Here is a 22,908-nt window from a genome sequence, read left to right on the forward strand (position 1 = left end):
CGGACTATTCTCCTGTCAGGCGGGCTCTAGCGTGAGCCTGCGCTGCGCCGTGTTAATGGTCGTGGCGACGATGACCGACATCGCGGTCATCGCGACCAGGAAGCCGAAGGCGGCGTCAAATGATCCGGTTCCGGTCACAATGAAGCCCATGACGGCGGGTGCGACGAAGCCCGCGCTCTGGCCGCCGAGATTGACCATGCCGATGCCCGATCCGATCTGGTCGTCGCGCAGCAGCTTCGTCGGCAGGGCAATCACCGAGGCCAGCACGAAGGATTTGAAGAAGTAGACCACGGATTGATAGATGATCAGTGTGGTGATCGTCTCGGCCTTGTACATGGCGTAGAGGAAGATGCCTGTTAACGCGGAGCTGCCGATCAGCAGATATTTTTCGCGCTCGGCAAAGAACGTGGTCATGACCCAGCCGCCGATCGCGGTCGCGATCGTCGCCATCACGAACGGGATCGGCGCCACGATGCCAACGGTCTTCAGATCCAGTCCGCGCTGCTGAAGTAGATAGAGCGGCATCCAGGAATCCAGACCCTTGTTGACGCAGCTCAGGCCGAACCAAACCACCATCAACTGCCACAGCAGCGGATTCTTGACCAGTTCGCGCATCGGCGCACGGGGCTTCGCCGTCACGGGGCCGACGCCGATACGCGCGAGATGTGGAACGAAGACGAAATAAACCACCGCGAACACGATGCCGGCGATGCCGATGGTATTGAAGGCATGGCGCCAGCCCAGCCAGAGGATCAGCGGCGCCATGATCAGCGGCGCGATCATGCTGCCGGCATAGTTGGACGACAGCAGCAGCGCCGACATTTTTGGCCGGCTGTCCTTCTTGAACAACTCCGCGATGGCGCGGATGCTCGCCGGCGGAAATCCGCCCTCGGCGACGCCGAAGATGAAGCGGATCGCGACCAGCGAGGTCAGCGACCATGCAAGGCTCGTGAACGCCGTGAAAATCGACCACATCACGATCGTGACGATCACCACATATTTCGAACCGAAGCGATCGGACAGCCATCCGCCCGGCACCTGCATTGCGGCGTAGCCGAGAAAGAAGGCGCTGATGACAATGCCGAGGTCCGCGGCCTGGAGATTGAAATCCTTGCCGATCTGCGCCAGCGCCAGCGAGATCGCCGCGCGGTCGATGTAGGAGATGCAGTAGGCGACATAAAGCAGGACGAAGGCGATGATTCCGGTCTTTCGGTTCGACAATTCGGCCATGCTGATCTCCGAGATGCCGGCGAGCCGGCGGTCATGCCTGCTTGGTTTATTTCGAGGTTCTATTCCCAGGTGAGGAAGCCGGGTGCCGATGACAGCGGCTGCGCTGCGGCAAGCCGCGCGAGGTCGGGCACAGGCCGGCACATCTGTGCATCGTCCGCGAATGCTGCCTCGAGACTCGCCGCGACCGAGAGCACGATCGCGTCGCCGCCGCGCGGTCCGACGATCTGGAGGCCAAAGGGCAGGCCGGCTTCGTCGCGGCCGAACGGAATGCTGATCGCGGGATGCCCTGGCAGCGTCACGGCGTAGGCGAGGGCAAGCCAGTGGAAGTAAGATTTTGTTGGCACGCCGTCGATCTCGGCGGGATAGAGTTCCGACCACGGCCGCGGGCTGAGCGTGATTGTCGGGCTGATCAGCACGTCGTGGTTCGCGAAGAAGCTCTGGTAGGCGCGATAGATCCGCGTCTGCGTCGCCGCGGCGCGGGCGTGGTCTTCGAGCGTGTAGCTGAGGCCTTCCTCGACATTGGCGCGGACATTGGGGCCGAGCATCTCGGGCCGTTCTTTGTAGTTCCTGCCGTGCATCGCCAGGAACAGGCCGGCGCGCAGCACGGCGAAGGCATCATCGGCGCCACTACAGTCGGGCGTCGCCTCGCGGCATTCGGCGAACAGTGGCGCGAGCCTCGCTACGCGATCGCGAAAGACGCGGCGAATGGCCTGCTCGGTCGGCGCAAAGCCGAAGTCCTCGGTGAAAGCGAGACGGAGCTTGCCGAGCACCGCGGGGCGCGGTGCGGCCCAGCGCTCGGCGCGTCCGCGCAAGGGCTCGCTTGGCAGCGTGTAGGCGAGCGGATCGCGGGCATCGTCGCTCGCCATCACCGACAGCATCAATGCGGTATCGGCGACGTTGCGTGCCATCGGTCCGTCGGTCGACAGGTTGGACCAGCCGAAGGCGCGCTTCTCGCTCGCAATGAGGCCATAGGAGGGACGCATGCCGACGATGCCGGCATAGCCCGCGGGATTGCGCAGAGATCCTCCGGTGTCCGAGCCCGAGGCAAGCGGAGCCATGCCGCAAGCGAGCGCGGCCGCCGAGCCACCGGACGACCCGGCCGCCGATCGCATGGGATCGAACGGATTGCCGGTCGCGCCGAATACGGGATTGCGGGTGTTACCGCCCGCGGCCCATTCCGGCGTGTTCGTCTTGCCGAAGATGATGGCTCCGGCCGCGCGCAACCGGGCGACCGAGCCCTGGTCGGCGGCCGGTACATTGTCGCGCAACAGGGGGCTGCCGTAGGTGGAGCGCAAGCCGGCGGTATCCTGCGTATCCTTGATCAGGACGGGGAGCCCGTGCAGCGCGCCATGGTCCCCTCCGCGCAGAATCGCGGCTTCCGCCTCCTTCGCGGCAGCGCGTGCTCCGGGCTCGTCGAGTGTCACGACGGCGTTGACGGCGGCATTGGTGGCGGTGATGCGTGACAGGCAGGCATCGAGCAGTTCGACAGGCGAGATCGCCCGCGCGTCCAGCAGGCGGCGCAGCTCAACGGCATCGGTGTCACAAAGCTCGGACAACGCCAGTCCCTTTCAGATTATGAAAACGATTTAGCATATCGGAAAGTGAAGCTGCCGCACCAAATATTCGTCAAACGAGGCGTTTCTTGCACAAATCTTGGCTCTCGAACTCCGAAAAGCTCTTTCCAAGAGGTGCTTGCGAGCAGTCTTTGCCGAAAAGACGAGGTGGATACATCAACAATTTTTCAGAGATCATGGTAGGATTGCTGCATGAGCGAAGCAACTACGCCCGAAGGAGCCAACTCCCAGCTTGGCCAATGTCTCAAGGCCGCGCGCCAGGCGCGTGGCCTGACGCTCAAGCAGGTCGCGGAGCGCACGGGCATGGCGCTGTCGACCCTCTCGAAGGTCGAGAACGGCCTGATGTCGCTTACATACGACAAGCTGCTTCAGCTCACTTCGGGTCTGAAGATGGAAATCGCGGAGCTGTTCAATCCAGCGGTCGCGGCGCCCGCGCAGGGCCGGCCGGTCACCGCGCGGCGGAGCATCAGCCGGGCCGGGCAGGGCCAGCTGATCAATACGAAATTCTACACCTACACCTATCAGTGCACCGATCTGATCGGCAAACGCATGGTGCCGATCGTGGCCGAGGTCCGCGCGCGCTCGCTGGATGAATTTGGGCCGCTGCTGCGCCACGCCGGCGAAGAGTACTTCCTTGTGACGAGCGGGCGCGTCGCGGTTCACACCGAATTTTACGCGCCGGAGATCCTCGGCGAGGGCGACGGCATCTATCTCGACAGCACCATGGGCCACGCCTATCTCAACGCCGGCGAGGCAGCATCCGCCAAGGGTGTCTGTCTCTGCACCAGCGAGGCGCCCGATCTCTACGACCAGCTTCGCCAGATCGCATCCCGCGACGTGGCGCCGCTCGGTGACGACGAGATGCCGCCGTAGGATCCGGCGAGGCATGAAACGAAAAACGCCCGGCTTTTGCCGGGCGTTTTCATTTGGGCGTTTGCCTTATTCGCCGCCGCCGAACCGGCGCGACCACCAGCCGGCGCGACGCGGCGCTGCCGGCGTCTCGGCTGCCGCTTCCGGCGCGGGTTCAGGCGTAGGCGCGGGCGGTGCAACGGGTTCAGGCGCAGCTGCAACCGGGGGCGCCGGCTCGCTCGGGCTGCTCGTCAGGAAGCTCACCTTCTCACGAACGGTCGAACGACGGCGTGTGGCCTTTTCATCGGCCGCGGGCTCTTCTTCCGCGACAGCAACGGGCACAGGCTGGACCGGCGTTTGAATGGGTGCCTGAGGCTCGGGCTGAGGCGTTTCAACCGGGGGCGCGTGCTCCGAATGCGCAATCGACGGAACGGATTCGCTGCCAGACGAGCCGTCGAAGTCGGCCACTGCGTCGGTTGCTTCCGACGGTGGGTTGCTGCCGCCGAGCTCATCACCGATGGATCCGGCGAGGCCTTCTTCACTGCCACCGCGCCGACGACGCCCACCCCTGCGACCACGCCGGCGCCGGCGCTCGCCGCCCTGCTGCTCGCCACGAGCGGCCTGTTCCTCGCCTTCCTCGCCGTCCTGCTCGGACTCGGCATCCTCGTCGCCTTCGCCAGCGACCATGGCCGCCTCCGGCAGCGTCGGCGCGCTGTCCTCACGAAGCTCGCCGTCGCGTTGACCGCCGCGGCCGCGCCGACGACGGCGGCGCTTGCGGCGCTGTCCGTCCCCTTCGGACGCGGCTTCGCCCGACGCCTGCTCCTCGCCGAGACCTTCAGTCTCGTCGGTCTCGACTTCGGATTCGGTCTCAAGGTCGAAACCGTCCTCGTCGTCATAGGCCTCTTCGGGCAGCGGCGGCGGGCTTGCGGCAGCTTGCGCTGCGAGCAGCGCCTTGGCGGCTTCCAGCGTGTGAACCTGCTCGCCGCGATCGATGACGTAGGCTTGCGGGCCGCTGATGGATTGATCGGCGATGACCGAGAGTGTGACCTTGAAACCGTTCTCGAGGTCGCGCAAATGGCCGCGCTTGTGGTTCAGCACATAGAGCGCGACGTCGGTGCGGGTGCGGACCACGAGATTGTGGGTCGCGCCCTTCATCAGGATCTCTTCGAGGCCGCGCAGCAGCTGGAGTGCCACCGAGGACACCGAGCGGACATGGCCGGTGCCGCCGCAATGCGGACAGGGATCGGTCGAAGATTCCAGCACGCTGGCGCGGATGCGCTGGCGCGACATCTCGAGCAGGCCGAAATGCGAGATGCGGCCGACCTGGATGCGCGCGCGATCCTGCCTGAGGCAATCGGACAGCTTGCGCTCGACCGCACGGTTGTTGCGCTTCTCGTCCATGTCGATGAAGTCGATGACGATCAGGCCGGCGAGGTCGCGCAGGCGGAGCTGGCGGGCGACCTCTTCGGCCGCTTCCAGATTGGTTTTGAGCGCGGTGTCCTCGATATGGTGCTCGCGGGTCGACCGTCCCGAGTTGACGTCGATCGAGACCAGCGCCTCGGTCTGGTTGATCACGATATAACCGCCCGAGCGCAACTGCACGGTCGGCGAGAACATCGCGTCGAGCTGGCTCTCGACGCCCATGCGCGAGAACAGCGGCTGGCCGTCGCGATACTGCTTCACCGCGCTCACGTTGGCGGGCATCAGCATCTTCATGAAATCGCGTGCCTCGCGGTAGCCGGCTTCGCCGGCGACCTGGATCTCGTCGATCTCCTTGTTGTAGAGGTCGCGCAGCGAACGCTTGATCAACGAGCCCTCCTCGTAGACCAGCGTCGGCGCTTGCGACTTCAGCGTGAGGTCGCGCACCGTCTCCCACATCCGGATCAGGTACTCGAAATCGCGCTTGATCTCCGGCTTGGTGCGGGCGGCACCCGCGGTGCGCAGGATGATGCCCATGCCCTCGGGCACGTCGAGATCCTGCACCACTTCCTTCAGGCGCGAGCGATCCTGGGCCGAGGTGATCTTGCGGCTGATGCCACCGCCGCGTGCGGTGTTCGGCATCAACACGGCGTAGCGGCCGGCGAGCGACAGATAGGTCGTCAGCGCAGCGCCCTTGTTGCCCCGCTCTTCCTTGACCACCTGCACCAGCATCACCTGGCGGCGCTTGATGACTTCCTGGATCTTGTACTGGCGGCGCGGCCGGAAGGTGCGCTCCGGCACTTCCTCCAACACGTCGTCACCGCCGACGGATTCGACGACTTCCTCTTCGGCTTCCTCGCCGTCCTCGTCATCCTCGTCTTCGCCGGCAGTGTCCGCAGTCTCGCCATGCGGCGCTTCGACCGCTTCGCCGGCGGCATAAACCGCGTCGGCGGGCTCGGCGACTGATGTCACGACCTCGGCAAAAGCCTCGCCGTGTGCCTCGACCGCTGGGGACTCCTGAGGTTCTGCAATGGTCTCGGCTGCAACCGCGGGCTCGGCGCCGATCGCAGCGACGGGCGCGGGCGTCTCGTCGGCATGATCATGGTCGTGATGATCGTGCTCGTGACCATGGTCATCATGATCGTGCGCATGCTCGTCGTCGCGGGCGTGAGGATGATCATCGTGCTCATGATCATCGTGCTCATGATCGTCATGCCCGTGATCGTCGTGGTCATGGTCATCGTGGTCGTGATGGTGGTCGCCGTCATGCTCCGCGTCGGCGCGCGGATGCTCGCCCTCGTGCGGCACGCCCTCGGCGTTCTCGGGCAGGAGGTGATCCTCGACCGGCTGGGCGGCCGGATCGGCGCCCGCGTCCAGACCCTCGACGATGTCGCTGCGTACGCGCTCGCCAGGGCCGCGGCGGCGGGCGTTGCGATGGCGCGAACGGCGGCGACCATGGGATCGGTTCTCGCTCTCTTCCTCGGCTTCGCGATGGGCCTGTTCCTCGGCCTCGATCAGCGCCTGCCGGTCGGCGACCGGGATCTGGTAGTAGTCGGGATGGATTTCGCTGAAGGCGAGGAAGCCGTGGCGGTTGCCGCCATATTCAACGAAGGCGGCTTGGAGCGAGGGTTCGACCCTGGTGACCTTGGCGAGGTAGATGTTCCCGCGTAGTTGCTTGCGTTGTGCGGTCTCGAAGTCAAACTCTTCGACGCGATTGCCGCGGACCACGACGACCCGGGTCTCTTCCGGGTGGGTGGCATCGATCAACATCTTGTTGGGCATGTCTTAACTCTTGGCGGCGGCGGGCACGATCGACCGTGGGCGCGAAGAGCGCTACCGGGTGACGCGACGGTCCACCTGATTCGGGGGTGAGGGGAAGGCCGAAACGCCGTCTCTCGCGCCTTGCCGGACCGGAAGCTTCAGGGCCAAAGCGGCGTGCGGGATGTTCACTCCGCAGCATCGCGAATGATCCTTCAGAATTCGTCGGCGCAGTCTGGCGCATCAAGCGTCGGCCCGTATGAAACAATGGACGGCGGGGCCGCCCCTAATCAGTTGCTGCTGGCCAGGCATGGCGCGTGTGCGCTCGCCCTGGATCGAAAACCGCCCCCTTGGGATTAAGAGGGTGGGTAACTGGCCGCGTCGCTGTCAAAACCGTCCCGGAAACAGTGTGGTAACCGGAAACCGTCCGCCGCCGGCGCTTGCTCCGTTCCGCCTTGCTGCCGCGCACCGCGCTGGCCGTGGGGGAACAGAAAAACGCTGGAATTCCCAAACCTTGGGAGCTCCGGCGCTGCACCGGGAGGCTGAATGCGACACAACCGGAAATCATTGGCCGTCAGCATTCCGTACATACGAGGAATGGGCCATCGGTGCAAGGGAGCGTCGCACGCCGGTCACAGTCGGAGAGTTTCGCGCGTCCGTCATTAAGGATCGATTAACCCTGTGGTTCTATTGCGTTAAAGAGGCTGCTCGGAGGCACGGATTCGGTGGCGAGCCGCACAAATCAACGGGTTCTGCTGGGATTTGCGCTTCTATGCGCCACGGCACTGCCGTGTGCCGATTCCTCGCGTCTGAACGCGGCCGAGAGTCCCTCACAGCCCTCTGTTGCGACGGCGAATTTTCCGGTTGCCACGGCCGCGCGCCTGGCCGGTGACGGCAAGCAGACCCGCTTCATTCTCGACCTCGACCAATCCATCAGCTTCCGCACCGCAACCCTCGCCGATCCCTATCGGGTCGTGGTCGACGTTCCCCAGGTGAATTTTCAACTGGCACCCGGCACCGGAGCCGGGCGAGGGCTGGTCAAAGCCTTTCGCTATGGGCTGGTGATGCCCGGTGGTTCCCGAATCGTGTTCGATCTCACCGGGCCGGCCAAGATCACGAATTCCTATGTGCTCGAGGCGGCGAACGGTCAGCCGGCCCGGCTGGTGCTTGAGCTGGAGGAGGTCGATCGCGCGGCCTTCGCGCAGACGCCCGCGCCGGAGAAACGCCCCGAATTGCGCCCGACGATTGCGGCAGTGCCGCCGGCAACGATTCCTGTTCCGCCTGAACCGGGGTCAAAGGCGGGGGCCCCGTCCGACGGCCGTCCGGTCGTCGTGATCGATCCCGGCCATGGTGGTATAGACAACGGTACCCAGTCGAGCGGAGAGAGCGAGAAGAACCTGGTTTTGGCCTTTGGGCTCGCGCTGCGCGACCGGCTGGAAAAGGCCGGCAAATACCGGGTGGTCATGACCCGGGACGACGATACCTTCATTCCGCTCAACGACCGCGCCAAGGTCGCCCGCAATCTGAACGCCGCGCTGTTCATCTCCATCCATGCCGACGCGCTGCCGAAGGCCGAGGGCGACGCGCAGGGCGCTACCATCTATACGCTCTCGGACAAGGCCTCCGACGCTGAGGCCCAGCGCCTGGCCGACGCCGAAAACCGCGCCGACGCCATTGCCGGCTTTAATCTGTCGGAGGAGCCGACCGATGTGGCCGACATCTTGATCGACCTGACGCAACGGGAAACCCGCACCTTTTCAAACCGTTTTGCTCATCTGCTGATGGGCGAAATGAAGTCGACCGTGCGGATGCACAAGCATCCCCTGAAGTCGGCCGGGTTCAGGGTGCTGAAGGCCCCCGACGTGCCCTCAGTCCTCGTCGAGATCGGCTACGTCTCCAACAAGGGTGATCTCGAGCACCTCGTCTCAGAGGGCTGGCGGTCCAAGGCTGTGGGCTCGATGGCCCAGGCAATCGACACGTTCCTGGCCAAGCGAATGGCGACGGCGGGACCTGGGAATTGAGTAGGGAATGCCGTATCAGCTGCTAAGCCCTAGTTTGGCCACAGCGGGCGCCTTATAAAAACGGCGCAGGGGGTTCCGGAATCGACGAGAATCCCGTTCGGCAAGCGTCTTTCGGTCCGGCTTTGATGGTATTGGGTAGGCCGGTGAATTCGCGACGTGAGGACGGCGCCTCTTTTTCTGGTTTGGGCGCCTTGGGCTGATCCTGGGATTGAACGGATAAATACATAATGCGCTTGCTTGTGCGGTTCATGGGCTTCCTGTTCGCCGCGGGAACGGTGGTGTTCCTTGTCGGTGTCGGCGCCGTGGCAGGCCTGATCTGGCATTTCTCCAAGGACTTGCCCGATTACTCTCAGCTTCAGGATTACGAACCGCCGGTGATGACCCGCGTGCACGCGGTCGACGGCTCGCTGCTCGGCGAATACGCCAAGGAGCGGCGGCTGTATTTGCCGATCCAGGCAGTGCCCAAGCTCGTGATCAATGCGTTCCTCGCCGCCGAAGACAAGAATTTCTACGAGCATGGCGGCATCGACTACACCGGCATGGCCCGCGCGGGCCTGCTCTACTTGCAGAACTACGGCTCCAACCGCCGTCCGCAGGGTGCGTCCACGATCACCCAGCAGGTGGCCAAGAACTTCCTCCTGACCAACGAGGTCTCGTTCGCGCGCAAGATCAAGGAAGCCTTGCTCGCGATGCGCATTGAGAAGACCTATTCGAAGGACAAGATTCTCGAGCTGTATCTGAACGAGATCTATCTCGGCCTCGGCGCCTACGGCATCGCCGCCGCCTCGCTGGTCTATTTCGACAAGTCGGTGAACGAGCTCACCGTGGCGGAGGCCGCCTATCTGGCGGCACTGCCGAAGATGCCGGCAACGCTGCATCCGGTGCGCAACCGCGATCGCGCCGTCGAGCGCCGCAACTATGTGATCGATCGCCTCCAGGAGAACGGCTGGATCAAGCAGGCCGATGCCGACAAGGCGCGCAAGGAGCCGCTGGTCGTTACCAACCGTTCCAATGGTGCTCATACCTTCGCCGGCGAATATTTCGCGGAGGAAGTGCGCCGCGACATCTTCGAACGCTATGGCGAGAAGAAGCTGTATGAGGGCGGTCTCTCGGTCCGGACCACGCTCGATCCGAAGATCCAGGTCATGGCGCGTAAGACCATGGTCGCGGGCCTCGTGAACTATGACGAGCAGCAGGGTTATCGCGGGGCCATCAGCAAGCTCGATATTTCGGGCGACTGGGGCGTGAAGCTGGCCGAGATCAAGTCGCTTTCCGACATCTCGCCCTGGCGCATGGCGGTGGTGTTGGAGACCAGCGACCAGTCGGCGCGCATTGGCTTCCAGCCGAACCGCGAGCTCGGCGGCGCCGTCAGTAAGCAGCGCGAGACCGGTCTCGTCACGCTCGACGGCGTACGCTGGGCAAGGGCGGCCCAAGGCAATGCCAAGGGCAAGACGCCGACATCGGTGGCACAGGTGCTGCAGCCCGGCGACGTGATCTATGCCGACCCGCTCTACACCAAGGAGGGACAACCGGTCGAAGGTCAGTACCGGCTGCGCCAGATTCCCGAGGTGTCGGGCGCGATGGTGGTGATGGACCCCTGGACCGGCCGCGTGCTCGCGATGGTCGGTGGCTTCTCGTTCGACCAGAGCCAGTTCAACCGCGCCACGCAGGCTTACCGGCAGCCCGGCTCGTCGTTCAAGCCGATCGTCTATTCGGCCGCGCTCGACAACGGCTATACGCCGTCGACCGTCGTGCTCGATGCGCCGATCGAAATCGATCAGGGCCAGGGCGCGGGCGTGTGGCGGCCCGAGAACTTCTCGGCGAACAAATATCAGGGCCCGGTGACGCTGCGGAACGCGCTCCGGCAGTCGCTCAACACGGTGACGGTGCGCCTCGCGCAGGACATCGGCATGCCGCTGATCGGCGAATATGCGCGCCGCTTCGGCGTCTATGACGAGCTGCCGAACTATCTCTCCTACGCACTTGGCGCCGGCGAAACCACGGCGATGCGCATGGTCACGGCCTATTCGATGCTCGCCAATGGCGGGCGCCGGGTGAAGCCGACCTTGATCGACCGTATCCAGGACCGCTACGGCCACACCATCTTCAAGCACGACCAGCGCGAATGCCGCGGCTGCGACGCGCCGGGCGGCTGGAAGAACCAGCCCGAGCCGCAACTGATCGACCGCCGCGAGCAGGTGTTGGATTCCATGACCGCCTATCAGATCACCGAGCTGATGGAAGGCGTGGTCCAGGCCGGTACCGCGACCGTGGTGAGGGAAGTCGGCAAGCCGATCGCCGGCAAAACCGGGACCACCAACGAAGCCAAGGACGCCTGGTTCGTCGGCTTCTCGCCTGACATCGCCGTCGCCATATATATGGGCTACGACAAGCCCCGTCCGCTCGGCAGAGGCAATGCTGCGACCGGCGGCCATCTGGCGGCGCCCATCGCGCGCGATTTCCTCAAGCTCGCACTCGCCGACAAGCCCGCTGTTCCGTTCAAGGTGCCGGCCGGCATCAAGCTGATCCGCGTCGTCGCCAAAACTGGCATGCGGGCCGGGCCGGGCGAGACCGGTGGAACGATCCTCGAAGCCTTCAAGCCGGGCACGGCGCCGCCGGATAATTACTCGGTCATCGGCGTTGCCGACGCCGACGGACGAGGCGGCATGCCGCCGCCGACGCAGGCGCCGGATTCCGGCTTCTTCATGCGGCCGGGCACCGGCGGGCTGTACTAGGCTCTGGGATAACAGCACTGGCTTGAAGTTCCGGCGGTTGCGCTTTGAAGCCGCCGCCGCTACATCCCCACTCTCAATCGAATGCGGGATTCCGCGAGATCAGAGAACGACATGCGCGCCGAAATCGAACGGTTGGTAGAAGAGATCAAGCAGTCAGTCGGGCTGCTGAGGAGGCATCTTTGACGTCGAGAAATCGACGGCGCGCCTCGCTGAGTTGAACAAGCTCGCAGAAGATCCCAACCTCTGGAACGATCCCCAGAAGGCCCAGAAGCTGATGCAGGAGCGGACCTCGCTGGAGGATTCGCTGTCGGGCATCGGGAAGGTCGAGCAGGAGCTCGAAGACGACATCGGCATGATCGAGCTCGGCGAGGCCGAGGGCGATACTGGTGTCGTGGCCGAGGCTGAAGCTGCGCTGAAGAACCTGAAGAAGGAAGTGGCGCGGCGCGAGCTCGAGGCATTGCTATCGGGCGAAGCCGACCGCTTCGATTCCTATCTCGAGGTCCATGCCGGCGCCGGCGGCACCGAGAGCCAGGACTGGGCGCAGATGCTGCTCCGCATGTACACGCGCTGGGCGGAAACGCACGGTTTCAAGGTCGAATTCCTCGAAGAGTCCGAAGGCGAAGAAGCCGGCATCAAGTCTGCGACCATCCAGGTCTCCGGCCATAACGCCTATGGCTGGCTGAAGACCGAAGCGGGTGTGCACCGCCTCGTGCGCATCTCGCCGTTCGATTCCAACGCCCGGCGCCACACCTCGTTCTCCAGCGTGCAGGTCTTCCCGGTTATCGACGACAGCATCAAGATCGACATCAAGGAATCCGACGTCCGCACCGACACCATGCGGTCGGGCGGTGCCGGTGGTCAGCACGTCAACAAGACCGAATCCGCGGTGCGCCTGACGCACATCCCGACCGGCGTCGCTGTTGTCTGCCAGGCCGGCCGCTCCCAGCACAAGAACCGGGCGCAGGCCTGGGACATGCTGCGCGCGCGCCTGTACGAGATCGAACTGAAAAAGCGCGAGGAAAAGGCTGCCGCCGACCAGGCCGCCAAGACCGATATCGGCTGGGGCCACCAGATCCGCTCCTACGTGCTGCAGCCCTACCAGATGGTGAAGGACCTGCGCACGGGCGTGCAGACCTCCGACACATCGGGGGTGCTCAATGGCGAGCTCGACGAGTTCATGGCGGCGACCCTGGCGCAGCGCGCCTTCGGCACCACCGCCGGTGACGTCGAGGACGTGGAGTAGCATGCCCCGCGTCGCCTTCATCGGATTGGGGCGGATGGGCCATGGCATGGCTGGCCGATATCTCGATGCCGGCTTTACGGTGACGCTGTGGAATCGCAGCAAGGCGAAAGCGGAAGACCTGATCGCGCGCGGCGCGACATGGGCGACGTCGCCTGAGGATGCCGCGATCGATGCCGACGCCGTCGTGACCATGGTCGCCGATGACGAGGCTTCGCGCGCGGTCTGGCTCGGTCTCAAAGGAGCGGCCAAGACGGCGAAATCAGGCACGATTGCGATCGAATGCTCGACCGTCTCCTATGAACATGCCCGCGAGATGGGCCGCGAGCTCAATGCACGCGGCCTGATCTACATCGATTGCCCCGTCACGGGATTGCCGGATGCAGCCGCCGCCGGGAAGCTGACGCTGCTCGCTGGCGCGGATGCGGCCGACCTCGAACGCGCACGGCCGTTCCTCGAACCGATCGGCTCGACCATCCGCCATTTCGGCGCGGTCGGCTCCGGCACGGTCTACAAGCTCATCAACAACCTTTTGGGCGCAATCCAGATTGCAGGTCTCGCCGAGGGCCTCGCCATCGCGGAGCAGGCCGGGCTCGACATGAAGCTGGTGCTGGAGTCCATCCAGACCGGCGTTGCCGCAAGTCCGCAGGTGCTGCGGCACTCCAAGCGCATGGTCGCCCGCGATTTCAGCGGCGCGACCTTCACCGCCGCGCTCCGGCACAAGGATGCTGCCTATGCCGTGAGGCTCGCGGAGAGCCTGCTGGCGGAGAAGCCGCTGGTCTCGCGCGCCGCCGTCGATGCTTACGCGCAGGCCAAGGCCGCGATGCCCGACGAGGACGAAGGCCGGATGATCGAGCTGGTGTCGCGGCCGAAGAAGCCGTCCTAGCGGGGAAGTTCGACATGGGGCAGCCTCGATCGGAACGCGGTCTCGGCATAGCCCTCGTTGCCGCGGCGGCGATTGCCTGGAGCACGGCGCCGTTCTTTACCAGGCTTCTGCCATTCGATCCCTGGACCATCCTGTTCTGGCGCGGCCTGTTCGGCGGTAGCTCGATCTCGGTGCTTCTCGTCCTGATGCAGGGGCCGGGCGCGCTGCGGCAATTGGCGGTGCCCGGACGCGGCGGCCTGCTCGTCGCATCATTGTCAGCCATCGGCATGATCTCGTTCATCCCCGCGCTGCAGATGACCAAGGTGATGAATGTCGCGGTGCTGATTGCGACGCAGCCGTTCGTCGCGGCAGCGCTGGCTTGGTTGTGGCTCGGTGAAGCCGCGACACGGCGCACGCTGATCGCGAGCCTCGTCGCGCTTGCCGGTGTCGTCATCACCGTCGGCGGTATTAGGGCCGGAGCCGATATCAGTGGTGTCGCGCTGAGCTGCCTCATGGTGCTCGCGATCTCGGCCATGACGGTCGTGGTCCGGCGCCACAGAGCAACGTCGATGGTGGCGGCGGCGGCGCTCTCAAACTTCATCGGAAGCCTCGTCAGCCTGCCGCTCGCCCACGACGTCGCCCATGTCGGCGGCCACGACCTCGCGATCCTCGCGATGTTCGGCTGCCTCCAGGTCGCGCTCGGCCTGACTTTCTACATGCTCGGCTCGCGCCTCTTGCCCTCAGGGCAAGCCTCGCTGATCGCGACGCTGGAGACCCCGCTGATGGCGTTCTGGATTTGGGTGGGATTCGGCGAGGTGCCGGCCGTGCATGCGCTGATTGGCGCTGCTCTGGTGATCGGGGCAGTGATTGCCGACATCGTCGGAGAAGCCAAGTCGCGCGGGTGATCTTAAGCCTGCGTCGGTTCTGTTTCACTTCGCGGAAAATCCTGCCGCTTGCCAGCGACCGGCGGCCGCGCGACACTCTCGTCAAAATAAGAACGACAAACATAGGGAGAGACCAATGCCGGGTCGTCGCAAGAAACTTGCTGCCCTCGCCATGCTCGCCGCCGGCGTGCTCGTCACGACACCGGTTCTGGCGCAGAAGAAGTACGACCCCGGCGCCAGCGACAGCGAAATCAAGATCGGCAACATCATGCCCTATAGCGGGCCGGCGTCGTCCTACGGCGTGATCGGCAAAACCGAGGCCGCATTCTTCAAGATGATCAACGACCAGGGCGGCATCAACGGCCGCAAGATCAACTTCGTCAGCTATGACGATGCCTATTCGCCGCCGAAGGCGATCGAGCAGGCGCGCAAGCTGGTCGAGAGCGACGAGGTGCTGTTGATCTTCCAGTCGCTCGGCACGCCCTCGAACTCGGCGATCATGAAATACATGAACGCCAAGAAAGTGCCTCAGCTCTTCGTCGCCTCCGGCGGCACCAAGTTCGGCGATCCCAAGAACTTTCCCTGGACCATGGGTTTCCAGCCGAATTACCAGAGCGAGGGGCGGATCTACGCAAAGTACATTCGCGACAATTTCCCTGACGGCAAGATCGCGGTGTTCTGGCAGAACGACGATGCCGGGAAGGACCAGTTCAAGGGCCTGAGGGACGGCCTCGGCGACAAGGCGGGCATGATCATCGCCGACAAGTCCTATGAGGTCAGCGATCCCTCGATCGACTCGCAGATCGTCGCTTTGCACGATTCCGGAGCCGACATCTTCTTCTCATGGGCTGCGCCGAAGGGCTCGGCACAGGCGATCCGCAAAGTGGGTGAGCTCGGCTGGAAGCCGAAATTCTTCCTGGCCAACACCGCGACGTCCATTGCGTCGGTGCTCAAGCCGGCTGGGCTCGACTATTCCAAGGGTATCATCTCGACCGCGTATCTGAAGGACCCGACCGATCCGACCTGGGACAAGGATCCGGCGGTGATCGCATGGCGCGCCTTTATGGACAAATACTATCCCGATGGGGACAAGGCCAATGCCAACAATCTCTATGGCTATGTGCAAGCCGAAGCGATGGCGCAGGTCTTGAAGCAGTGCGGCGATAATCTCACGCGCGACAACGTCATGAAACAGGCCGCTAACCTGAAGAACTTCCACACCGACCTGATGCTGCCCGGCATCATGGTCAACACCTCGCCGGACGATTATTTTCCAATCGAGCAGATGCAGCTGATGCGCTTCAACGGACAGGCCTGGGAGCTGTTCGGCGACGTGATCACCGGCGAGGTCGGCCACGAACGCAGCCAGTAGTGCAGGCTCAGCCTGCGCTCAGACGCACGCCGGCGCGCAAGAACTTCTGCGGGTCGACGGCTTCGCCATCGATGCGGGTTTCGTAATGCAGATGGGGGCCGGTCGAGCGGCCGGTCGAGCCGACGAGGCCGATCACCTGGCCGATCTTCACGATCTCGCCGACCTTGACGTTGATTTCGGAGAGATGGCCGTAGCGCGTCGACAATCCGTTGCCGTGATCGACCTCGACCATGCGGCCATAGCCACCGGACCAGCCGGCCGAGACCACCTTGCCGTTGGCCGTGACGCGTGCGGGATCGCCGGTCGCGGCGCGGAAGTCGAGACCGGTATGCATCGCCGGCCGGCCGAGGAAGGGATCGCTGCGAACGCCGAACCCCGAAGTGAACTCGACCTCGCCGACGACAGGTTTGCGATAGGGCACCTGCGCCAGCGTGCGGTTGAGCCGGTCCATCTCGGCGCGGGTGACATTGATGCGATAGAGCTGCTTCTCGAACGGCCCCGCATTCGCGGTGAGCTTCACCGGCACGAACGGACCGCCCATCCCGCCGCGCGGCACGGCGGCTTCGAGACTGGCGAGGTTCAGGCCGAGGTCGCTGACCACGCTGCGCATCCGCCGCATCCGCGAATCCATGCCTTCCTCGACGGCATTGAGCGCCGCAACCTGGCGGCGCTCAACCTGATCGAGCGAGTTCGTCAGCCGGACCAGGACATTGTCAAAACCCTGGTTCTTGGCGAATTGATTGACCGGTGGGGTCATCACAGCCGGCGCACGCGATTCGAGCCGCGCTTCGCGATCGGGCGGCGCCACGAAAATCACGGTGTCGCTGATCGGCGACGGTTTGGGCGTGTTCTGCGTCGCCTGACCTGCATCGCTCCGCTGCGGCGCGGCGCGGGGAATTGACCCGGTGATATCAGGCATGGCGCCGAGCGCCGTCGCCCGGGACTCCAGCGCCGTCTGGCGCTTCATGATCTGGTCGAGCTTCTGGTCGAACTGCTCCTGGTCGAGCAACTGCCGGCTCGTTGCGCGGTCGACCTTGGCGCGCAGCTCGGCGATGCGGTCCTCATAGGCGTACTGCATCTCGGCCTGGCGCGCGATCAGCCGGGTCAGGACGTCGTCGCGGAAAGCGAAATAGGTGGCCGTCGCCGCCGACCACAGGCCGAGCAGAACGACGGTGCCAACCACGATCCAGAACACCACCGGCCCGAGGCGAACCTGCTTGCCGTGATGTTGGATGGTGTAGGCGTGGTCGCTATCGGGGAGTGGAATCGCCGATGCCGCTGCAGCCGGACGGTGATGGAAAACGCGTCCGCGGTCGTGGGAGTGATGCTGGGGGTACTGCGAATGTTGGGCAGAACTTTTCGACATCGGCACTCCCGCGCCGGTCGGAACGGTTCCTTGCGGCCTAATTGCCGCGGCAATCTGGGCCAGTCATGGTTAATTTTCAGGAAACGGGAACGCTCGATTTTAACGGGCTGGTTAAAGACTTCTTGCAGCTTCCAGCACCTCGTCGGCATGGCCATCGACCCGGACATTGCGCCAGACCTTGGCCACTTTGCCGTTGCTCCCAATCAGCACCGTCGTGCGAAGAATCCCAAGGAAGCTCCTGCCATACATGGATTTTTCGCCCCAGGCGCCATACGCCTCCAGCATCTCATGGGCTTCATCCGAGATCAGGGGGATGCCGAGGCTATGCTTGTCGCGGAACTTTTCCTGGGCCTTTAGCGGGTCGGCCGAGATGCCGAGTACGGCGGTGCCGGCAGAGGCGAACGCATCCTTGAGCCGGGTGAAGTCGATCGCCTCACGTGTGCAGCCCGGCGTGTCGGCACGGGGGTAGAAGAACAGGACCAGCTTCTGGCCGGCATAATCCGACAGGGTGACCACACGGCCGCCATCCCGGGGCAGGCGGAAAGCCGGGGCCTTCTGACCCTCGGCCAAGGCGGGTTTGGCGCCCGATGCCGAGACGGCGGGCTTGGTAGCCTTTTCAGAAGATTTTAACCGTTTCGGTGCGGCCTTATGCAATGCTGTCCGCGCGTCCGGCTTGCCTGATTTGCCCGCCGACGCCGGCTGTGATTTCGCGATGCGGGTTTGAGTCGATGCCCGTATTTTCAGGGGCTTCGTTTGAGCGACCGGACTGCCGGAGGGCGTTTTGGACGATTTCTTTCGGGATTTCTTGGACATACGCCTTCCTTTCGTCGCTTTCGGCGGGTCAACCGAAGCGGTATTGCAGCTCTCATCCGGTGTGCCGGATTCGTGCCCGCGGCTGGGCAAGTTTGGCGGCGACGGAGTATGGTTACAAGGAATTCCACGCACCACCCCACTGCTCGTTGAACGCGCTCCCGGGGCGAAATGACGAACAGCAGGAACATCAGAGGTATGGCGGCAACGCCGGGGCGGGGAGCGTCGATCCCTGTCGACGGCTGCGGTCCCGGCGGCGCTCAATCGTACGACGGGCGCCTGTATCGAGAGGCAATGGCAAGGAATAGGTCCCCCCAGGATCACATCAGGGATTTCGATCGGCACGGCGGCCATCACGAGCAGCCGGATTGGGATGAGGCCGACTGGGATCAGGATCAGGAGGAGGCGGGCCATCGTGCACGCCGCCTGCTGTCGCGTTCCAATTCGCGCTTCCGCGTCGGTGACGGCTTCTCGGCGTTTCGGAGGGCGCTGCCGGGCGGACGCTGGCTTCGGCGGATGTCCATCGTCCTCGGCGCCTTGATTGTCATCTTCGTCGGTTGCTTTGGAGCGCTGTGGTGGCGGCTCGGTGCCGGTCCCATCAATCTCGACATGGCAACGCCCTGGCTCGCGGCCGCAATCGAGGACAATATCGGCCACGGCAACACCGTGGAGGTCGGCGGTACCCAGATCGAGCGCGCCGGACGAATTCGAATTGCCGTGCGCATCCGTGACATCATCGTTCGCGATCACGACCATGCCATCGTGGCCAGCGCGCCGAAGGCCGAGGTGAGGCTGTCGGGGGTAGCACTTCTCACCGGGCATCTGCGCGCCGAAAGCCTCAACCTCGTCGATGCCGAGCTCGCGATCCGGATCGCACCTGACGGGACCGTCACGGTGTCTGCCGGTGACACGGCGAAGCCGCTCGCCACCGGCGTCGCATCCAAGAGGGACGCGGGCCTGCCGCCGACGTTCCCGCGTAACGGCGTGCCGCCGCCGCCTTTCGGCATGGCGCCTGCAACCCCAGACGTGCCTCAGGCTGTACCTCAGCCCGTCGCGCAGAGCGGAATCCTTCAGGGGCTCGACTGGCTCGACAGCCTGAGCATGACCGGCCTCGACGGCCAGAACCTCAACGAGATCGGTCTCAAGAACGGCAATCTGATCGTCGACGACCAGCAGCGCGGCAGCAAATGGACGTTTGAGAACATCACGCTCGGCCTGCGTCGGCCGAGCCATGGTGGCGTGACGCTCAGTCTCGGGGAGGAGGGCGCCCATCCGTGGTCGCTGCGCGCCACGATCGGACCTGCCGAGAATGGCGTGCGTTCGGTCGATATCCGCGCCGACAAGGTCTCGACCTCCAACATCCTCTTGGCGATGCGGGTGAAGGACCTGACCTATACTGCTGACCTGCCCCTGACCGGCGAACTCAAGGGCGAACTCGGCCGCGACGGCGTGCCAACGTTCTTCCGCGGCAAGATCACGGTCGGCGCGGGCAACATCATCGACACCGATACGCCCGATTATCCGATGGCGATCGACTCGGCCGAAATCAATGTCGAATGGGATGCGGGACGGCGGGTACTGGTCGCACCATTCAAGATCCTCTCGGGCGCCAATCGCCTGACGCTGCTGGCTCATCTCGAGCCGCCGAACGGCACCATCAATGACTGGCAGCTTGGCTTCAGCGGCGGTTCGATCCTGCTCGGCGGCATCGACAACGAGCCGCCGCTGGTGTTCAACCGCATCGCGATTGGCTTCCGCTTCGACACCGATCACAAGCGCCTGCTGTTGACGCAGGCGGATATCAGCAATGGCGAGATCGGCGTCGCTGGCACGGGCGCAATCGACTATTCCGGCGAGCCGCGCCTGACGCTCGGCTTTGCGGGGACGCCGATGTCGGCCTCCGCGCTGAAGCGGATGTGGCCGACACTGGTCGTGCCGGAATTGCGTCAATGGGTGATCGAGCGGATCGAGCGCGGCACGCTCCAGCGCATTGAGGTCGGCATCAACTCGCCGACCCGTAACCTGCCGCGCAAGGGGCCGCCGATTCCCGATGACGGCCTGTCGGTCAACATCGTAGCGAGCGGCGTCGCGGTCCGCCCCGTGGACGGCATGCCTGTCGTGCACGACGCTGACCTCAAGGCGCACGTGACCGGACGAACGGCCACGGTGAATATCGCCCAAGGCATTGCCGACACGCCGGCGGGTCGCAAGATCACGATCTCGGACTTCACCTTCGAGGTGCCTGATATGGCGCCCAAGCCGTCACCGTCGCGGACTCGATTCCATGTCGAAGGTCCGGTGCCTGCGGCGGCCGAAATGCTGTCCAATGATCGGTTGAGCGATCTGTCGTCGACCGTGGTCGATCCCAACACCAGCAAGGGCACGTTCACGGCCAACATCCAGCTCGGCCTGCCGGTCAAGGGCGAGCTGACCAAGGCGGACACCGTCTACGCCGTGACCGCCGACCTCAACGGCTTTGCCGCCGACAAGCTGGTGATGAACCAGAAGCTCGAGTCCAACAACCTCAAGATCGTTGCCAACAACCAGGGTTACCAAGTCAAGGGCGACGTGAAGATCAACGGGCAGGCGGCCTCGCTCGACTACCGTAAGGCCACCGATGGCGATGCGGACGTCAAGCTTCAGGCGACGCTGGATGATGCCAGCCGAGCGCGCCTTGGCTTCGATCTCGGCCCCGCCGTCAGCGGATCGGTCCCGATCAAGGTTTCGGGCAAGATTGCCGGCGGTCCTGACGCGACGACGAAGCTCGGCATCGAGGCAGACCTGACATCGGTCAAGTTCGACAACATCCTTCCCGGTTGGGTCAAGCTACCGGGCAAGTCGAGCAAGGCGACATTCAAGGTGGTGCCGACAGCACAATCGACGCGGCTCGAGGACATCGTCATCGAGGGCGGCGGGGCCTCGATCAAGGGCTCGCTCGAAGTCGATCCGAACGGCGACCTCATGAACGCGAACTTCCCGACCTATGCGCCGTCAGACGGCGACAAGACGTCGTTGAAGGTCGAGCGCGGTCAGGACGGCGTGGTCCGTGGCATCATGCGTGGTGACGTGTTCGACGGCCGGGGTTTCCTGAAGTCGGCGATCTCAGGCAATTCCAAGGACGACAGCAAGAGCAAGCTGAAGAACGTCGATTTCGACATCGACGTGAAGCTCGGTACGGTCATGGGTTTCAACGGCGAGGCGATGCGCAGCGTCGACGCCAAGATGTCGAAGCGAAGCGGCGCCATCAAGGCGTTCACGCTGAGCGGCAGGATCGGCCAGAATACGCCGGTGGCGGCCGATCTGCGCGGCGGACGCGCGCAGGGCAGCCGCGAGGTGATCTATCTCCAGACCAATGATGCCGGATCGCTGCTGAAGTTCACCGACACCTATACCAAGGCGGTCGGCGGCCAGATGGTAGTGGCGATGGAGCCGCCGACATCCGAGCCGAACATGGCTCGCGAGGGTCTCATCAACGTGCGCGATTTCACGGTGAAGGGCGAGGCCCAGCTCGAGCGCGTTGCAGCGGGCGCTCCGAACGGTACCGGGAATGGCGTCGCCTTCAGCGCGCTCCGCGCCGAGTTCATCCGTCAGAACGGCGCACTGACGGTCCGCGATGGCGTGGTCAAGGGCCCAATGATCGGCGCCACGATCGAGGGCTCGATCGACTATCCCGGCAATCAGGTGTGCATGAGCGGTACCTTTGTGCCGATGTACGGGTTGAACAACATGTTCGGACAGATTCCGGTGCTCGGGTTGTTCCTGGGGGCTGGCGACAAGGAGGGACTGATCGGCGTGACCTACGAGGTCGTCGGCACACCGGCCGCGCCCGTGATGCGCGTCAATCCGATCTCGGCGATATTTCCCGGTGTGACCCGGAAGATCATGGAGTTCAACACCGGCAAACAGAATACGCCGATCGATGAGCTGCCGTCCTCGCAGTCCGGCGACAGTTCGATGGGTTCGGCAAGACAACTATCGAACGGTTGCAGCCTCGCGCGGCGTTAGCCGCCGTCCGGCCGGACCCGCAATGAACCGATTCGCTCACCGCCTCATCATGTCAGTGCTGCTTGCAGCGGCCCTCGTTCTGATCTGGAACGTGCTGGGCTCTCGCTGAGGCGGCGCCGGCAAATTGCCGACGCCGTTCGTGACTCAGGGTCGATTGCGTGCGCGTCAGCGCCGCGCGAAGGCGCCGCCCGTCGCCTCGTTCTCCTTACCCAGCAGCGCATCAACGCTGACCGGGCCGCCGCCCGCTGCCGCGAGGTAGAGGCAGGCGAAGCAGAACAGGATGGCGGCGGTGCCGCCGTTGAGCAGCGGCAGGAACACCGGCGGGCCGTCCTTCGAGATGTGGAAGACGTGACCAATGAAGTAGGCGAAGGCCATTTCGCCGGAGAGGACGAACGCGGAGAGGCGGCTGAACAGTCCGATCATCAGTGCTGCGCCAAGCACGAGCTCGATCAGGCCGGCCGTCCAGATCAGCGGCGGAGGATTGGCGAACATGGCCACCATCGGAATGTGGAAGAGCTTGGTCATGCCGTACTGGAACAGCAGCAGCCCGGTGATGAAGCGAAACAGGCTCAAGAGAACCGGTTGATAGCGAGAGAGATAAGAAAAGTTCATTGGGTTTGTGCCCTCCATCCAATGCTGCGACTAGGACCGCATTCGGTTCCGCCTCGCAAGCCGCGCCAGGTCAATTCACGCTGACATTTTCGTCATGTCGGACAAAACACCGCAGGCCGTGTTTTCAGCCACACGCCGTTCGCTTTTTCTGGACCTATACGCGTCGCG

The 22,908-nt window shown here is 64.2% G+C and carries 14 protein-coding genes; 8 read left to right on the top strand and 6 right to left on the bottom strand.

Going from position 1 to position 22,908, the window contains the following annotated elements:
- Positions 1 to 15 precede the first annotated feature (15 nt).
- Together BM374_RS19315 and BM374_RS19320 are read right to left on the bottom strand one after the other, a co-directional pair.
- Positions 16 to 1,230: an MFS transporter gene (locus BM374_RS19315; protein ID WP_092294863.1), complete on the bottom strand. Its 1,215-nt coding sequence runs from the start codon at positions 1,228 to 1,230 to the stop codon at positions 16 to 18.
- A gap of 59 nt (positions 1,231 to 1,289) precedes the next feature.
- On the bottom strand, positions 1,290 to 2,786 hold the full coding sequence (locus tag BM374_RS19320) for an amidase (protein WP_092294865.1): 1,497 nt from the start codon (positions 2,784 to 2,786) through the stop codon (positions 1,290 to 1,292).
- A 210-nt stretch (positions 2,787 to 2,996) separates the two neighbouring features.
- Here BM374_RS19320 and BM374_RS19325 point away from each other — a divergent pair, with 210 nt between their 5' ends.
- Complete coding sequence (locus BM374_RS19325) at positions 2,997 to 3,677, top strand: helix-turn-helix domain-containing protein (RefSeq protein WP_092294867.1); 681 nt, start codon at positions 2,997 to 2,999, stop codon at positions 3,675 to 3,677.
- A gap of 66 nt (positions 3,678 to 3,743) precedes the next feature.
- On the opposite strand, the gene BM374_RS19330 is transcribed toward BM374_RS19325, so the two are convergent.
- Positions 3,744 to 6,854: an Rne/Rng family ribonuclease gene (locus BM374_RS19330; RefSeq protein WP_092294869.1), complete on the bottom strand. Its 3,111-nt coding sequence runs from the start codon at positions 6,852 to 6,854 to the stop codon at positions 3,744 to 3,746.
- Positions 6,855 to 7,555: 701 nt separating this feature from the next.
- On the opposite strand from BM374_RS19330, the gene BM374_RS19335 reads away from it, so the two are divergent.
- The 6 genes from BM374_RS19335 (at position 7,556) to BM374_RS19360 (ending at position 15,947) form a co-directional block, all read left to right on the top strand.
- Positions 7,556 to 8,851 carry an N-acetylmuramoyl-L-alanine amidase gene (locus tag BM374_RS19335; protein WP_092294871.1) on the top strand — a complete coding sequence of 432 codons (1,296 nt, stop codon included), beginning with the start codon at positions 7,556 to 7,558 and terminating at the stop codon, positions 8,849 to 8,851.
- A 227-nt stretch (positions 8,852 to 9,078) separates the two neighbouring features.
- Positions 9,079 to 11,586 carry a penicillin-binding protein 1A gene (locus BM374_RS19340; protein WP_092294873.1) on the top strand — a complete coding sequence of 836 codons (2,508 nt, stop codon included), beginning with the start codon at positions 9,079 to 9,081 and terminating at the stop codon, positions 11,584 to 11,586.
- Positions 11,587 to 11,697: 111 nt separating this feature from the next.
- A protein-coding gene (gene prfB, locus BM374_RS19345) for a peptide chain release factor 2 (RefSeq protein ID WP_143270217.1) occupies positions 11,698 to 12,829 on the top strand; the annotation gives its coding sequence in 2 pieces (ribosomal slippage) (positions 11,698 to 11,766 and positions 11,768 to 12,829; 1,131 coding nt in all).
- A gap of 1 nt (position 12,830) precedes the next feature.
- Positions 12,831 to 13,712, top strand: a complete 882-nt coding sequence (locus tag BM374_RS19350) for an NAD(P)-dependent oxidoreductase (protein WP_092294877.1) — start codon at positions 12,831 to 12,833, stop codon at positions 13,710 to 13,712.
- Positions 13,713 to 13,726: 14 nt separating this feature from the next.
- Positions 13,727 to 14,596 carry a DMT family transporter gene (locus BM374_RS19355; protein WP_092294879.1) on the top strand — a complete coding sequence of 290 codons (870 nt, stop codon included), beginning with the start codon at positions 13,727 to 13,729 and terminating at the stop codon, positions 14,594 to 14,596.
- Positions 14,597 to 14,711: 115 nt separating this feature from the next.
- A complete protein-coding gene (locus BM374_RS19360) occupies positions 14,712 to 15,947 on the top strand; it encodes an ABC transporter substrate-binding protein (RefSeq protein WP_092294882.1) in 1,236 nt (411 codons plus the stop codon).
- Positions 15,948 to 15,954: 7 nt separating this feature from the next.
- Here BM374_RS19360 and BM374_RS19365 read toward each other — a convergent pair whose 3' ends face one another.
- Positions 15,955 to 17,313 carry a M23 family metallopeptidase gene (locus tag BM374_RS19365; RefSeq protein WP_177248400.1) on the bottom strand — a complete coding sequence of 453 codons (1,359 nt, stop codon included), beginning with the start codon at positions 17,311 to 17,313 and terminating at the stop codon, positions 15,955 to 15,957.
- A 111-nt stretch (positions 17,314 to 17,424) separates the two neighbouring features.
- A complete protein-coding gene (locus tag BM374_RS19370; RefSeq protein WP_092294886.1) occupies positions 17,425 to 18,126 on the bottom strand; it encodes a peroxiredoxin in 702 nt (233 codons plus the stop codon).
- Between the two features lie 195 nt (positions 18,127 to 18,321).
- On the opposite strand from BM374_RS19370, the gene BM374_RS19375 reads away from it, so the two are divergent.
- The gene (locus tag BM374_RS19375) at positions 18,322 to 22,128 is read left to right on the top strand and encodes a YhdP family protein (RefSeq protein ID WP_177248413.1); all 3,807 of its coding nucleotides are present in this window, start codon (positions 18,322 to 18,324) and stop codon (positions 22,126 to 22,128) included.
- A 165-nt stretch (positions 22,129 to 22,293) separates the two neighbouring features.
- On the opposite strand, the gene BM374_RS19380 is transcribed toward BM374_RS19375, so the two are convergent.
- The gene (locus tag BM374_RS19380) at positions 22,294 to 22,740 is read right to left on the bottom strand and encodes a DoxX family protein (RefSeq protein ID WP_092294890.1); all 447 of its coding nucleotides are present in this window, start codon (positions 22,738 to 22,740) and stop codon (positions 22,294 to 22,296) included.
- Positions 22,741 to 22,908 lie beyond the last annotated feature (168 nt).

This window comes from Bradyrhizobium sp. Ghvi, from assembly GCF_900115265.1.
Taxonomy (GTDB): domain Bacteria; phylum Pseudomonadota; class Alphaproteobacteria; order Rhizobiales; family Xanthobacteraceae; genus Bradyrhizobium.

Bases quoted from the DNA above. Each gene is read 5' to 3' on its own strand.
- BM374_RS19325 (WP_092294867.1), top strand. From the start codon at position 2,997: ATGAGCGAAGCAACTACGCCCGAAGGAGCCAACTCCCAGCTTGGCCAA.
- BM374_RS19365 (WP_177248400.1), bottom strand. From the start codon at position 17,313: ATGTCGAAAAGTTCTGCCCAACATTCGCAGTACCCCCAGCATCACTCC.
- BM374_RS19360 (WP_092294882.1), top strand. From the start codon at position 14,712: ATGCCGGGTCGTCGCAAGAAACTTGCTGCCCTCGCCATGCTCGCCGCC.
- BM374_RS19380 (WP_092294890.1), bottom strand. From the start codon at position 22,740: ATGAACTTTTCTTATCTCTCTCGCTATCAACCGGTTCTCTTGAGCCTG.
- BM374_RS19340 (WP_092294873.1), top strand. From the start codon at position 9,079: ATGCGCTTGCTTGTGCGGTTCATGGGCTTCCTGTTCGCCGCGGGAACG.
- BM374_RS19370 (WP_092294886.1), bottom strand. From the start codon at position 18,126: ATGTCCAAGAAATCCCGAAAGAAATCGTCCAAAACGCCCTCCGGCAGT.
- BM374_RS19330 (WP_092294869.1), bottom strand. From the start codon at position 6,854: ATGCCCAACAAGATGTTGATCGATGCCACCCACCCGGAAGAGACCCGG.
- BM374_RS19350 (WP_092294877.1), top strand. From the start codon at position 12,831: ATGCCCCGCGTCGCCTTCATCGGATTGGGGCGGATGGGCCATGGCATG.
- BM374_RS19375 (WP_177248413.1), top strand. From the start codon at position 18,322: ATGGCGGCAACGCCGGGGCGGGGAGCGTCGATCCCTGTCGACGGCTGC.
- BM374_RS19355 (WP_092294879.1), top strand. From the start codon at position 13,727: ATGGGGCAGCCTCGATCGGAACGCGGTCTCGGCATAGCCCTCGTTGCC.
- BM374_RS19315 (WP_092294863.1), bottom strand. From the start codon at position 1,230: ATGGCCGAATTGTCGAACCGAAAGACCGGAATCATCGCCTTCGTCCTG.